The 13,489-nt window shown below is 68.1% G+C and carries 10 protein-coding genes; 8 read left to right on the forward strand and 2 right to left on the reverse strand.

Features of this window, described 5'->3' with window-relative positions; translation table 11 throughout:
* The first annotated feature begins 261 nt into the window (after positions 1-261).
* The 7 genes from ASD05_RS07000 to ASD05_RS07030 all read left to right on the forward strand — a co-directional run bounded on the left by ASD05_RS07000 (position 262) and on the right by ASD05_RS07030 (position 10,309).
* The gene (locus tag ASD05_RS07000; RefSeq protein ID WP_056589585.1) at positions 262-4,290 is read left to right on the forward strand and encodes a TOMM system kinase/cyclase fusion protein; all 4,029 of its coding nucleotides are present in this window, start codon (positions 262-264) and stop codon (positions 4,288-4,290) included.
* Positions 4,291-4,308: 18 nt separating this feature from the next.
* A complete protein-coding gene (locus ASD05_RS07005) occupies positions 4,309-5,103 on the forward strand; it encodes a BMA_0021/BMA_0022 family TOMM bacteriocin (RefSeq protein ID WP_056589588.1) in 795 nt (264 codons plus the stop codon).
* Positions 5,104-5,170: 67 nt separating this feature from the next.
* The gene (locus ASD05_RS07010) at positions 5,171-5,953 is read left to right on the forward strand and encodes a class I SAM-dependent methyltransferase (RefSeq protein WP_157610044.1); all 783 of its coding nucleotides are present in this window, start codon (positions 5,171-5,173) and stop codon (positions 5,951-5,953) included.
* On the forward strand, positions 5,946-8,084 hold the full coding sequence (locus ASD05_RS07015; protein WP_235507887.1) for a TOMM precursor leader peptide-binding protein: 2,139 nt from the start codon (positions 5,946-5,948) through the stop codon (positions 8,082-8,084). Before ASD05_RS07010 ends, ASD05_RS07015 begins: the two co-directional genes overlap by 8 nt.
* Before the next feature lie 22 nt (positions 8,085-8,106).
* Positions 8,107-9,045 (forward strand): FHA domain-containing protein, encoded by a 939-nt coding sequence (locus ASD05_RS07020; RefSeq protein WP_056589595.1) that lies wholly within the window; start codon positions 8,107-8,109, stop codon positions 9,043-9,045.
* A gap of 110 nt (positions 9,046-9,155) precedes the next feature.
* Positions 9,156-9,806 carry a hypothetical protein gene (locus ASD05_RS07025; protein ID WP_235507888.1) on the forward strand — a complete coding sequence of 217 codons (651 nt, stop codon included), beginning with the start codon at positions 9,156-9,158 and terminating at the stop codon, positions 9,804-9,806.
* Between the two features lie 59 nt (positions 9,807-9,865).
* Entirely contained in the window at positions 9,866-10,309 is a 444-nt protein-coding gene (locus ASD05_RS07030; protein WP_235507889.1) for a hypothetical protein, read from the forward strand.
* A 150-nt stretch (positions 10,310-10,459) separates the two neighbouring features.
* Here the strand turns inward: ASD05_RS07030 and ASD05_RS07035 are convergent, their stop codons facing one another.
* A complete protein-coding gene (locus ASD05_RS07035; RefSeq protein ID WP_056589600.1) occupies positions 10,460-10,852 on the reverse strand; it encodes a nuclear transport factor 2 family protein in 393 nt (130 codons plus the stop codon).
* Positions 10,853-11,076: 224 nt separating this feature from the next.
* Between ASD05_RS07035 and ASD05_RS07040 the strand changes: the two genes are divergently transcribed.
* The gene (locus ASD05_RS07040; protein WP_200955402.1) at positions 11,077-12,138 is read left to right on the forward strand and encodes an adenosine deaminase; all 1,062 of its coding nucleotides are present in this window, start codon (positions 11,077-11,079) and stop codon (positions 12,136-12,138) included.
* On the opposite strand, the gene ASD05_RS07045 is transcribed toward ASD05_RS07040, so the two are convergent.
* The gene (locus ASD05_RS07045) at positions 12,099-13,406 is read right to left on the reverse strand and encodes an MFS transporter (protein ID WP_056589606.1); all 1,308 of its coding nucleotides are present in this window, start codon (positions 13,404-13,406) and stop codon (positions 12,099-12,101) included. The two genes, ASD05_RS07040 and ASD05_RS07045, sit on opposite strands and share 40 nt — an antisense overlap.
* Between the last annotated feature and the right edge of the window lie 83 nt (positions 13,407-13,489).

A 13,489-nucleotide genomic window follows, 5' to 3' on the forward strand; every position in this document is an offset into this window, starting at 1 on the left:
GCAACACCTGCGGCCCGGCAAAGCCGGTTCCGCGGTGTTCGCGAAGGGGCCCGGGCTGCGCCGGGCGGCAGCATATACACCGAAAAGTTCTAACAACCCGCACTTGTTGCGGGTTTTCTTTTTTTGGAGTGTTGCCCGCCTGAAAAGTCTTTGTGTCCGCTACAGTAACAATTAGTGTCACTATTGCGTACCGTCGCAGCGCGGGACGCGGCCGAGGCAGGTCCCGGAGGACCATCAACGTTCCATCACGACGAGGCTGAAATGCAGGATGTCGCCACCAACCCCACGCACGCAGCGTTGCAACCGCAATTGCCGGAACCGCTGGAGATTCCGGGCTACGACCTGTTGGAGGAGCTGGGCGCAGGCGGCTACGGCACCGTCTATCGTGCGCTGCAGCAGCGCACGGGCACCGTGGTCGCGATCAAGGTCGTCAAGCTGCAGGTCGGCAGCCAGCGCGTTGCGCGTTTCCACCGCGAGACCAAGCTCTGTGCCGCGCTGCACCATCCGCACATCGTTCAGCTGCTCGACAAGGGCGAGCAGGGCGCCTGCGTCTATGGCGTCTTCGAGTACGTGCCGGGAGAAACGCTCACCAGCCTGATCCGGCGCAAGGGCGCTTTGACCGCCCCCGAAACCGCCCACCTCATGGCGGAAGTGCTGGATGCGCTGGACTGCGCGCATGCCGCGGGCATCGTGCATCGCGACCTGAAGCCGGACAACGTGATGGTCACGTTCACCGGCGCCGTCCCGCATGCGAAGGTGCTGGACTTCGGCATCAGCACCGTCATTCCCACGAACAGGGGCGCCGAATTCCTGACGCTCACGATGACGGAAGAGTCCCTGGGCACGCCGGCCTACAGCGCACCCGAGCAGCTGCGCGGCGAACCGCCCGGCGTCAAGTCCGATCTGTATGCCTGGGGCCTGATGTTCATCGAATGCCTGACCGGCGTGCCCGCCATCCGCGGCGCATCGGCGGCGGAGATTCTTCATCAGCAACTGAGCCCGCAGGAAGTGCCGCTGCCCTCGGAAATCGCCAGCCATCCGGTGGCCTCCGTGCTACGGCAGGCATTGAGGAAGAAGGCCGCCGACCGCTGCGATTCCGCGGCCACGCTGCTGGCCGAACTCGGGCGCCTGCGGCTGGACGACCTCGTGGGCGTGCTGCGCTCGGCCAAGCAGGCGCAGGACGAGGCGCTGGCCCATACCGTGGTGACGACGCGCGGCTTCTCCGAGAAGCGGCAGCTCACGGTGCTGTGCTGCAGCGTCTCGGTCTGGCCGGACGCCGACGCCGAGGGCGCCGACGATGCCTTGCCCTCGGACATCGAAAAACTGGAGCTGCTGCAGCGCAACGAGCTCACCCTGTTCGCGGAGACCGCCACGCGGCGCGGCGGATTGCTGGCGGGCACGCTGGGCGACCGGATGATCGTGCTGTTCGGCTATCCGCACGCCAGCGACACCGACGCGCGGCAGGCCGGCATGACGGCGCTGGAGTTGATTGCATTGAGCCGCCAGCGCTCGGCCGCCATCGAGCAGGCGCACGGCGTTCATCTGGGTATCCGCATGGGCATGCACACCGGCATGGCGGTGGTGGCCGCCGGAGAAATCCCGTCGGGCCATGCCGTCAACGTTGCGGTGCGGCTCGAGGGCGTTGCCGAAACCGGCACGCTGCTCGCGAGCGAAAGCAGCTACCGGCTGCTGGGCCGCCACGCGCGCTTCGACAAGGCCGGCAGCGTGGCCCTGCCGGGGCAGTCCGGCGGCATCCAGACCTATTGCCTCAGCAGCAAGCGGCAGGCGTCCATGCTGCACGAGTCGGCGGAACAGGCACTGCACGAGGCGTGCATCGGCCGCGAGTCCGAACTGCAGCAGCTGCGCGAGGCGTGGGCCCAGGCCCGGCAAGGCCAAGGCGGCGCGGTGTGGATTCGCGGCGAGCCCGGCATCGGCAAGTCGTGTCTCGCCGACATGTTGCGCGAGCAAGTGGCGCAGGAAGGCTGGCAGACCGTCAGTGCGCAGTGCCAGCCCGAAAGTCAGAACAACGCGCTGACGCCGTTCCTGGCACTGCTGCGCCAGCGGCTCGACGCAGCGCCCGACGCCGCCACGCCAGACGCCCGGCGCGAGCGGCTGCGCGAGGCCCTGCATGCGGCCGGCTGCGACGGCGAGGTGGTGCTGCCGATCTTCTGCGCATGGCTTTCCCTGCCGCTGGGCGACAGCGCGCCCAGCCAGATGTCTCCCCCGATGCAGAAGGCGCTGTTGCTGCAGTCGATCGCGCAGTGGCTGCTGCACATGGCCGAGGCGGCGCCGCTGCTGCTCCTGCTCGAGGACGTGCATTGGGCCGACCCCACGAGCATCGAGTTTCTCGAGCAGCTGGTTGCGCAGCTGCCGCAGCGGCGCGTACTGCTGGTGCTGACCGCGCGGCCGGAATGGGAGAAGCCGCCGGAACTGCAGGCGGCGTGCATCGAGGTGCGCCGTCTGGAAGACGCGCAGGCGGCCGAGCTGGCCCGGCAGGCGCTGGCGCCGAGGGTCGCCGCGCCGCAGGTGATCGACAACGTGGTCGCGCGCACCGACGGCGTGCCGCTGTTCATCCAGGAAATGGCGCGCATGCTGCTCGATGCCTACCTGGTGGAGAAGGACGGCGTCTGGGTCTTCAAGGACACAGCGCAGCCGGCGGCCATTCCAGTCACGCTGCGCGACTCGCTGGTCAGCCGCTTCGACCGGCTGGGCCCCGTCAAGGGCCTGCTGCAGCTGGCCGCCACCATCGGGCGGCAGTTCGATGCCGAGCTGCTGTGCGCCTGTTCGGGCAAGCCTCCCGAAGCCATGGACAAGGACATGGCTGTGCTGCTCGACGCGGGCCTCGTGGCGCCGGCCGGGCCGCCGGGCGCCTTCATCTTCCGCCACGCGCTGATCCGCGACACCGCCTACGAATGCATGCTCGTCGCGCAGCGCCAGCAGCAACACCGCAACGTGGCGCAGACGCTGCTGGACAGCCAGCCGCAGCGCGTGGCGGACGAGCCGGGCAGCGTGGCCCAGCACTGGGCGGATGCGGGCGAGCACGCGCAGGCCATGGCGCTGGCGGTGCAGCAGCTGCGCATTACCCAGCACCGCTCGCTGAACGACGAAACCATTTCCTACGCCCAGCACATCGACGGCTGGATGGCACGCCTGGATGGCGCCGCGCAGCGCGAGGCGCGCCTCGACGTGAACAGCTATGTCACGCAGGCGATGATGAACAAGTACGGCTGGGCGCATGCGCAGGTGGTGGACCGCATCGCCCTGTCGCAGGAACTGCTCGACGACAACGTGCCCCGCGAGAAGCAGGTGCAGCACCTGTGGACGCTGATCACCTTCCACCACGTCGCGAGCAACCGCGCCGAGGTGCAGCGGCTGAGCCAGCGGCTGCTCGACCATGCCGTGCAGCAGCAGGACCAGGGCGTGTTCGTGGCGGCACAGACCTATCTTGGGCTCGCGCACTATTCCGACGGCCAGTTCGAACTCGGCGAGCAGTCGCTGACCGACGCCATCGAGCGCTACAGCCCCGAAGCGCACGCGCACCATGCCGCCGACTTCGGCTTCGACACCCGCGTATGGGCCACCACGGGGCGCGCGCTGGTGCGCTGGTTCGCGGGCCACGACGCGGCCGCCCGCACCGACGCCGCGAACGCCGTCCGGTGGGCGCGGGAGATGTCGCACATTCCGTCGCTGAGCATGGCCCTGCTGTACCAGAGCCTGGGCCACCAGGCCCGCAACGACAAGGCGCGGGCGCTGGTCAGCACGGGCGAACTGCTCGGCATCACCGCGCGCTATGGCCTGCCGGCGTTCCAGGGGTATGCGGAAATCATCCGCTGCTGGGCCACCGGCGACGTCGACAGCATCGCGCAAGCCGACGCCTGGGTGCAGGCGCTGTGGGGCATGGGCTGCCGCTATTGCCAGACCTACTACCGCGCCTTCGCCGCCGACACGCTGGCCGCCAACCAGCGCTGGAGCGAAGCGCTCGAGCGCATCGACGAGTGCCTGCGCATGGCGGATGAGCTCAAGGAAGGGCTCTACAGATCCGAGCTCCATCTGCAGAAGGCCCGCTACCTGCAGGCCTCCGGCGGTGAGCGTGAGGCGGTGGCTGCGTGCTTCGCGCAGGCCGCCGACGTGGCGCGCGAGGGGGCCAAGCACAGGACCGAGTACGAGGCCCTGGCGGCGTTGCAGGCGCTGGCACCAGAAAGCCCCGACGTGGCCGCACGCCTGGAGGAACTGGCCGGCCTGCGGTCGGAGTTGTCTGCACGCATGCCCCTGCATGCATCTGTTTCTTGAACCAAGGATGAAGTGACCATGACCCCTCAACGCCAAAGCGCCGAACCGCTGCTCGAATTCCGCCTTGCCTATCTCCGAGGCGTTGCCCGATCGTGGCAGGACGATGCCTACCGCCGCGAACTGCTCGACCAGCAGGACATCCAGCCCATGCTGCGCCGCGACTTCGGCCTGCCGACGATGTGGCCGCAAGTCGACATCAGGCTCTTCCAGAACCCGGATCCGGACATGCGCGCCGAATGGAAGCCGATGCTGACCTCCGGCTGGGTCGGTCCCGACGATTCCTTCATCATCGTGCTGCCGCAGGCGCCTTCGTCGCATGCCGCGGAGGCCCTGGCCGCCTACTACCAGGTGTTCCCGAACTTCATGGGCGGCGCCGTCGCCTTCGAAGCGCCCGAAGCGTCCACCGCCGGCATGATGAAGGCTGCACTGCCCACGGGCCTGGGCATCCCCGGCGGCGGCGAAGGTTCGCTGCTGGCGTTCGGCGGCCTGGTGCTGCGCGCGATCGCGCTCGCATGGCAATCGCCGGAGTTCCTTTTCGACCTGACGCGCGACCCCGACACCGACAAGGCGCCGGTGCTGAGCCAATGGCTGGGCTACAACAATCCGTTCAATTTCAAGATCCTGTTCACGACCAATTCCGCCTTCACATGGGACACGGCGCGCGGCGAATGGAACCTGGAGAATGCCGACGGCTCGCCGATCAAGAACGGCCTCCTCCTCAACTACCCGAACGCGCCGGTGGAAGAGGGCATGCGGGCGATCGCGCTCACCTCGTACAACAACACGGGCGACCCCTATCCCTTCACCTGCTGAGTCCGCGGTCGACCGGGGGCCGGCCACGGGCGCGCTGCAAGGCGCCACGGCCACGCTCCTGCTGACGCTGGCCGCGCGCGCCGAGGCCAGCCGCCTGCGCGGTGATGCGCAGGCGTTCTCCGATCCCGAGGCGCAGCGCATCGCGGCATCGCTGCCCTTCGACCTCTCGGCCTATGCGATGGACGCGGCATTCGTCAGGAGCGTGGTCCTGAGGGCCGCACTGTTCGACCGTTTCGCGGCCGAGTTCCTCGCAACCCATCCGGACGGCCTGTGCATCACGCTGGGCGCGGGGCTGTGCACGCGGCGCAGCCGGCTCGGGGCCGCCGTGGCGGCAGGCTCCCGCTGGCTGAACATCGATCTGCCTGAGGCCATCGGCCTGCGGGCGCAGCATATGGCGCGCGGCGAAGGCGAGACCGACCTCGCATGCTCGATCCTCGACGACGCGTGGCTCGACGCCGCCGGCCTGCCCGGCGAGCGGCCCGTGCTCGCGATGCTGGAGGGCGTCTGCCCCTACCTGCCGCAGGCGCCGCTGGAGGCCCTGCTGCGCCGGTTGGCCGGGCGCTTCGAGCACGGCGCGACGCCGTGCACCGTCGTGCTCGACCATGTGCATCCGGTGCTCGCGCGTCAGCCGATGGCGGTGGGCGGCATGCGGCTGCCGGTGGTGTGTGGCTTCGAAGATGCCGTGCAGATCGCGCGTCTGCATCCGTCGATGCGGGTGCTGTCCGAAGACCACATCTATGCGCAATTCTCCGAACAGCATCGGCTGTTCGAAGCGGCGTTCCAGGCCGCGACAGGTGCCTGGCCCTATGCCGTCGTGCGCCTTGCACTGGGCCCGCAAGACGATGCGTAGCGCCGCGGCACCAGATTTCTTCGGCGACGTTTTCCGGTGGCACAAGAAGCACCTGCCGCCGGTCGTGCTGAAGGACAACCTTCTGCTGTTGAGCGAGAACGAGCTGCTCGTGCTCAGCTCGCCGGGCGTCATGGCCCTCGAGCGCGTGCTGCGCGAGCGCGTCAGCCTCGCGGCGCATTGCCGCAGCGAAGGCGCGGCCGCGCCGCTCGCGGAAATGCTGCATGCGCTCGAAGCATTGGCGCGCCAGGGCCTCGTGCAACCCGCCGCGATGGGCGGTGGCGAGCCGTACCTCGTACCCGATTTCTCGGCGGAGCCTGTGCGCACGGCCGTCTTCGATCACGTCGATATCGTCGTGCTGTCGCAGGCCGTGAACGACGACGCGGCACGGCACTGGGGGCAGGGGATTGCCGAGGCGGACGACGCCGGCCTCACCCTCGTGTTCTGTGACGACTACCTGGACCCGCGGCTCGACGTGATCGATGCGCAGCAGCGCGCTTCGGGGCGTCCATGGCTGCTGGTCAAGCCGACCGGCGAGCAGGCCATGGCCGGCCCGGTCTTCAGGCCGCGCGCGAAGCCGGCCGGCCCTTGCTGGCATTGCCTCGCGCACCGTTGGCTCGGGAACCGGCCGGCGCGCGCCTGGTGGCAGGACCGCCACGGCGGCATGGTCATCGGCCCGCCCGTGCGCGCCGGCGACGGGCTTGTCGGCGAACGCCTCGATCGACTGCTCCCCATCGCCACGCAACTCGTCGCGCACGCCGATGTGCAGGTGCGCACGCTGGATTCGCCGCAGCCGCATTTCGTCTTCGGCCGCCCCCAGTGTCCGCAGTGCGGAACGCCGGGACTCATGGCGCAGCGGCAACGCGAACGCATCGCGCTGGCGCCGGGCCTGCCCAGCGCCCGGCGCGATGGCGGCTGGCGCACGGTGCCTGCCTCGGCCACGGTGGAGCGGCTGGCGCGCCACGTCAGTCCGCTGTGCGGCGTGATCGCGCAGGTGCGGCCGCTCAACGCCGAATCCGACGACGCGCTGACGGTCTATCGCAGCGAGATCTTCAGGACTGCACCGGCCGGCGGCGACGCGCTGCCCGGCCCGCTGACCCAGGTCTGCCTCGGCAAAGGCATGTCGATGGCGCAGTCCCGCGCCAGCGCTTTGTGCGAGGCGGTCGAACGCCACGCCGCCTTCTACCAGGGCGACGAGGCCTCGGTCGTCGCGCTCGCCGCCGACCTCGACGCGCGCTGCGTCCAGCCGCAGGCGCTGGCGCTCTTCAGCGATCGGCAACGCGCGCGGTTCGACACGGAGAAGCCTCCGCACGCCGTGGGGAGTTCGTCCGCAGCGCCGGGGCAGCCCGCGTGGTGGACGCCCGCCTGGTCGCTGACTTCCGATGCCCGCTGCTACCTGCCGCTGGCCTTCTGCTTCGCGAATGCGCCGGTGCCAAGCCAGTGCCACGTCAGCTGGACATCGAACGGATGCGCCGCCGGGAACACGCGCGAGGAAGCCATCCTGCAGGGCTTTCTCGAACTGGTGGAGCGCGATGCCGCCGCCATCTGGTGGTACGGCGAAATCCGCAGGCCGGCCATCGACCTTGGCGGCCTGTGCGCCGAAATCCGCCAGCGCGTCGAGCGCACCTGCGGCCCGGAGTGGGAGCGCTGGGTGCTCGACATCACCCATGACTTCGGCATCCCGGTGGCGGTTGCCGTCGGCCGGCACGGGCAAACGGGCGAGTGGGCCATCGGCTTCGGCTGCAGCACCGACCGCGCGCTGGCCTGCGAACGCGCGCTCACGGAAATGAGCCAGCTGATCGCGGCCGGCAAGACCTTCGCAATGCAGCGCGCCGGCTTTCTCATGCCGTCGAAGGTGAGCGACGACGTGCCGGCGCCGGCCGCGCAGACGGATATCGCCGAAGAAATCAGGCGCTGCGTCGGCATTGCCGCTGCCCTCGGCCTGGAGACCATCGTCCTCGACCACACGCGCCCTGACATCCCGCTGTGCACGGTGAAGGTGGTCGTGCCCGGCCTGTGCCACATCTGGCCGGAGCTGGGCAACCCGCGCCTGTACAAGGTGCCCGTCGCCATGGGATGGCGCGACACTCCGATGAGCGAGGGCGACCTCAATCCACAGGCGCTCTACGTCTGACCTCGCGAGAGAGAATGCACCGATGGCTATTTTCAGGAACAAGCTCGACGGGCGCGCCACCATGCTGCGGCCCGTGCATGCCTTCGGCCGCCGCGCCTCGGCGTGCCAGACGGTGCTGAAGGCGCCGGACGTGTCGCAGGTCCACGCGCTTGTCCGGTGGAACAGCCGCGCATGGGAGATCGTCGACCAGAGCCGCAACGGCACCACGTTGAACGGCGAGCGCCTGCCGGGCGGCCGCTGGACCGTCTTGCCCGCAGGCGCCGAAGTCCGCATGGGCGTGGGCGATGAAACGGTCTGGATCGCGGACGACCTCGCGCCGCCGGCCACCTGCCTTTTCCCGAGCGAGGGGCGCGGCGCCGCCGTGGTGCTGAACCTCCGCGAAAACCTGCTGCCGGACGAGCAGCAGCCTGAAGTGAACGTGTATTTCCACGAAGGCAAATGGATGCTCGAGCACATCGGCGGCATCGAGTACCTGAGCGATGGCACCGTGGTCCGCACCTCGGGCAGCACCTGGGAGTTCGTGCTGGGCGACGACCTGGCGTCCACGTCCGAGAACCCGATAGCAGCCTCGGCGCCGGCCTCGGCGGAGGTTTCGCTGCACTTCAACGTCAGCCAGAACGAGGAGCACACGAGCCTGAGCCTGGTGGCGGACGGCAAATCGGTGTCGCTCGGCGAACGCATCCATCACTACACCCTCGTCACGCTCGCCCGCGTGCGGCAGCAGGACGCGCAAAAAGGCGTTGCGCCGCAGAGCCAGGGCTGGATCGGGCTGGACGAACTCTCGCGCATGCTGGGCGTGGAGCCCTCGTACGTGAACATCCAGATCTTCAGGGCGAAGCACCAGATCCTCAATGCATTGGCGCCCCGGCTGGCCGAGCCGCCGCTGGTCGAGCGACGGCGCGGAAACGTGCGCCTTGGCAACTATCCCTTCGAGATCCAGGGCGGTGCACAGCGCGTGTAATCGCCTGTAATTTCATTCTCCCCCGGCGATCCCTAGAGTGAGGTCCAGTTCGGTGCCGTTGCGGCACCAGCTGCCCGATCCATCACTTGCGGAAGAGAGTTGCCATGGGGATGATCTATTCAGTCACGGTCAACAACCATGCGAGTCATTCGGCTTATTTCATGGTGTTCCAGAACGACCCGACGCAATGGGCGCCGAATGCGCTGTCGCTGGCCTGGTTCGCCGAGTTCTCGAACCCGGGCCCGAGTTCGCGCGTCAAGTTCCAGTGGAGCGTCGACACCGGCTTCTCCTGGGCTGAAACCGGCGAACTGCAGCCCGGCACCCAGTTCACCGCCACGGAAACCTACGACGCGACCGGCCTGAACAACAAGATCACGCTCGACTACGACCGTGCCTACCGGTTCGTGAACCCGATCCCGGGACCCGATCGGTCGCGGTTCTATCTCGCCGAGTCGGCCAGCGTCCCGAGCAGGTCCGCGGCTGCCGTGGGCGTGACCATGGGAGGCAGCACGGTGTATGCGGCGCAGGCACGCCCCAATCAGAACCTGGCCTTCTCGCCGCGCCCCCGCTACTTCATCGCCTATGGCGACTACGAGGAAGGCGATGTGATCGACGTCAGCGCGATCAACAACCCACTCGAGTTGCCGTATCCGGCCGGCGTCTATGCGCTGACCACCACATTGAACGCCAATGGAACCTGGGACCAGCCAAAGAGCCTGGCCCATTCCAACGCGAGCCGCCTGCGGCTGCTCGCGGTTTGAATTTTCAGCTGTCACACCTCCTGGTTCCCTCGAGGCACCCATCATGAGAAGCACACGCCATGCTGCAGAACATCCTTTCACCGTTTCTTGCACCTCGCCAGCCGCTTCAATCGAGCTTGGGGAGTCAGGCAATGCGCCCACAGCAAGCCGCCGTTGAGCGGGTAGCGACGCGGCGCGTGTTCCTGGTGCCCCCAGGTGCCCGTCTGCAGGACCCCAACGTCGATTGCCTGGCCATGGACGAGGAGGTCTGGGAGCGCGGCTATACGCTCGTGATTGACGAAGTGAAGCGCGGCCCGCTGCAGGACTTCTGGAAGCACTACTACGGCACCTCCGCCGAAATGGCGATGTCCGGCAACGGGCTGATGGAGTTCCGCAAGGACATCATGGCGATCACCCCGGATTGCCTGAGCGAGCCGGCCGTGTTCCGGTTTCTCGTGCAGCTGACCCGGATGTGCGTGCGGGCGTACAGCGTGCAGGGCAGCCTGCACGTCGTCGCTGAATAAACACTCCCCCAGGCTACGCGCACTTCGTGTCGCTGCGCCAACCCCCTCGCCGGGGGCGACACCTGCGGCCCGGCGGAGCCGGTTCCGCGGTGTCTCGCGAAGGGGCCGCGCTGGTTCGACGCTCTGGGCGTGCCGGGCGCATTGGCACTGTCAGGATTGCGGGGGCTGGAGCTGCGCCGCCATCTTCTGGTGGATCAGGTTCACGGCCTTCAGCGGGCGCAGCATCACCTTGAACTCGGTGATCCTGCCTGCGTCGTTCCACTTCATCATGTCGACGCCGTTGATCTGGATGCCATCCAGCTCGAGCGCGAATTCGAGCACCGCATCGCGCTCTGACCTGAGTTCGCGCACATAGCGGAAGCTCTCGTTGAAGAAGACCTGGAACGCCGCCGCCAGATACTTCTGCGTGATGGCCTTCCCGACCTGGGGCTTGTGCACCACCGGCGAATGGAAGACGGCGTCGTCGTCGAGCAGGGCATCGAGCCCCGCCGCATCGCGTTCCTTGACGAGCCTGTGCCAGGTGGCGAGGGTGTCGATGGGCATGTGTCTCCTGATGGGGGCAGTGGAAATGCCGACATTTGACGTACTCGCACACGGCATGGCAAGGCATCAGGCGCGCCTATGCGACTGCGCGGCCGGCGTCTTCTGCCCCGCGCTGACCAACTCGGCACGCAGCATCGACTGACACCTATACGGTTTCGGGCATCGCGCCGGCGGTGGCTGGCTTTATGCTGCGAGGGATCCCAACGCAGCAGCAGTCCCCCACCATGACCGATTTCCGCCCCTCTTTCGACAAGAGCTTCGACCGCATCGCCGCCGAGCGCCTGCCCGAGCTGCTGCGCGCCATGCCCAAGGCCGAGCTGCACATGCACATCGAGGGTTCGCTCGAACCCGAACTCATCTTCGCGCTCGCGCAGCGCAACGGCGTGTCCATTCCGTACGCCAGCGTCGAGGAGTTGCGCCGCGCCTACGCCTTCACCAACCTGCAGAGCTTTCTCGACATCTACTACGCCGGTGCCAGCGTGCTGCTGAAGGAACAAGATTTCTACGACATGGCCTGGGCCTACCTGGAGCGCGCCGCGGCCGACAACGTGGTGCACACCGAGATGTTCTTCGACCCGCAGACGCACACCGCGCGCGGCGTGGCGATGGAAACCGTCGTCAACGGCCTGCACCGCGCATGCGTCGATGCGCAGCCGTTGCTGGGGGTGAGCGCGGCTCTCATCCTGTGCTTCCTGCGCCACCTGAGCGAGGAAGAAGCTTTCGAGACCCTGGAGCAGGCGCTGCCGTTTCGGGACAAGTTCATCGGCGTGGGGCTCGATTCGAGCGAAGTCGGCCACCCGCCGGAAAAGTTCGCGCGCGTGTTCGCGCGCTGCCGCGAGCTGGGCTTTCATCTCGTCGCGCACGCGGGCGAAGAAGGCCCGCCGGAGTACGTGTGGAGCGCGCTCGACGTGCTCAAGGTAGAGCGGGTCGACCACGGCGTGCAAAGCACCAAAGACCCGGCGCTGATGAAGCGGCTCGCACAAGACCGCATCCCGCTCACCGTGTGCCCGCTGTCGAACCTCAAGCTCTGCGTGTTCCCCGACCTGTCGCAGCACAACCTGGGCGCACTGCTCGACGCGGGCCTGGTCGCCACTGTCAACTCGGACGACCCGGCCTACTTCGGCGGCTACATGAACCAGAACTTCACGCAGACCTTCGCGGCCACCGGGCTCAACGCGCAGCAGGCCTGGCAACTCGCGGCGAACAGCTTCGAGGGCAGCTTCATCGACGCGGCCGCAAAGCGTGCTTACGTCGACCGGCTCAACGCGGTCTTCGCGACCTTCTGATCGGCAGTGGCTGCGGTATCGGGCCGCGGCACCAACAGTGGCATTGCCACCAGCGCACAGGCGCTGGCCGCGAGCCACACCAGCGGCCAGCCTTGCAGCGCCAGCAGGTGCGGAATAGAGAAGGGCGTGATGAAGCACACCAGGAACACGCTGGTGTTCGCCATGCCCAAGGCCGTGCCGGCGCGTGCCGCACCGGCCAGCGTGGCGAGTTCGGTGTAGGCCACGCCGTGCCATGCCGACACGCAGACACCGCTCACACCCAGCAGCACGACCAGCGCGATCCGCAGCGCCAGTGAATCGGCGACATGTGTACCGGCGGCCATCACCAGCACCGCGAGTGCAGCAAACAGCAGCACGCTGAGCGCGCTGCAGGCGCGCAGGTAGGCCGGCCGGTTGCGTTGCCGGTCGGTCCAGCGGCCGCTCCACACGCGCATCACCATCGCACCGACCTGCGTGAAGACCATCGTGGCGGTGATCGTCGCCAGGCCCGCGTGTCCGAAGTCGTGCAGGAACACAGTGCCGAAGGACAGCACCGCGAACTGCGGCGCGCAGAGAATGCCGATGCCCAGCACGATGCGCCACACGCGGACGTCGCGCAGCGGGCCGCTCTTCGGCATGGCACGCGCTTCGGCCGTGGCCTTGGTACGGGGCGCAATGGGCGGCTCGTGCACCCAGGCCCAGCTCATGGCCGCGCTCAATGCGCACAGCAAGGCCAGCAGGCCGTAGAGCGCGGCAAAGCCGAAGTGCAGCGCGACGAAGGGCAGCACCAGCGCGCCGATCCCGCCGCCCAGCGGCACGGCCGTCTGCCGGATGCTCATTGCAAGGCCGCGCTCGCCGGCCTCGAACCAGGTCATCACCGCGCGGCCGCTGGCACCGTTGACGCTGCCGCCCAGCAGGCCGACCAGCAGCAGCCCGGCGCCGAGCCAGCCGAGGCCGGGAATGTGCCCTGCGCCCGGCGCGGCCCACAGCGCCATCGCCACCAGCGCGATGGCCGTGCTGCCCAGGCCCGTCAGCAGCACGGGGCGGTCGCCCCAGCGGTCGGTCAACAGGCCCCACGGCAGCTCGCTCACGGCAATGCCCAGCCCCATGAGGCCCAGCACCAGCCCGAGCGTGGCGTTGTCGAGCTGGTAGCCGGTGCGCATCAGCACGGCGGTCATGGGAATGCCGCTGAAGGCCACGGAAAAGGCCGCGTTGGCAGCCACGCCTGCAGCCAGCACCTTCCAGCGGTGGCGCGGCGAAAACGAAGAGGAGTGGGGTGAAGGGGTCATGTTGCAGGGCAGTGTCGGCTGCTGCAAAGGTTTTGAAAATCAGAAAATAATGAGCCCATCGTCCCGAAAATCAGGACGATAAG

The sequence above is a fragment of the Variovorax sp. Root434 genome, assembly GCF_001426595.1.
Taxonomy (GTDB): domain Bacteria; phylum Pseudomonadota; class Gammaproteobacteria; order Burkholderiales; family Burkholderiaceae_C; genus Variovorax.

Bases quoted from the DNA above. Each gene is read 5' to 3' on its own strand.
- ASD05_RS07000 (WP_056589585.1), top strand. From the start codon at position 262: ATGCAGGATGTCGCCACCAACCCCACGCACGCAGCGTTGCAACCGCAA.
- ASD05_RS07005 (WP_056589588.1), top strand. From the start codon at position 4,309: ATGACCCCTCAACGCCAAAGCGCCGAACCGCTGCTCGAATTCCGCCTT.
- ASD05_RS07015 (WP_235507887.1), top strand. From the start codon at position 5,946: ATGCGTAGCGCCGCGGCACCAGATTTCTTCGGCGACGTTTTCCGGTGG.
- ASD05_RS07020 (WP_056589595.1), top strand. From the start codon at position 8,107: ATGGCTATTTTCAGGAACAAGCTCGACGGGCGCGCCACCATGCTGCGG.
- ASD05_RS07025 (WP_235507888.1), top strand. From the start codon at position 9,156: ATGATCTATTCAGTCACGGTCAACAACCATGCGAGTCATTCGGCTTAT.
- ASD05_RS07030 (WP_235507889.1), top strand. From the start codon at position 9,866: ATGCTGCAGAACATCCTTTCACCGTTTCTTGCACCTCGCCAGCCGCTT.
- ASD05_RS07035 (WP_056589600.1), bottom strand. From the start codon at position 10,852: ATGCCCATCGACACCCTCGCCACCTGGCACAGGCTCGTCAAGGAACGC.
- ASD05_RS07040 (WP_200955402.1), top strand. From the start codon at position 11,077: ATGACCGATTTCCGCCCCTCTTTCGACAAGAGCTTCGACCGCATCGCC.
- ASD05_RS07045 (WP_056589606.1), bottom strand. From the start codon at position 13,406: ATGACCCCTTCACCCCACTCCTCTTCGTTTTCGCCGCGCCACCGCTGG.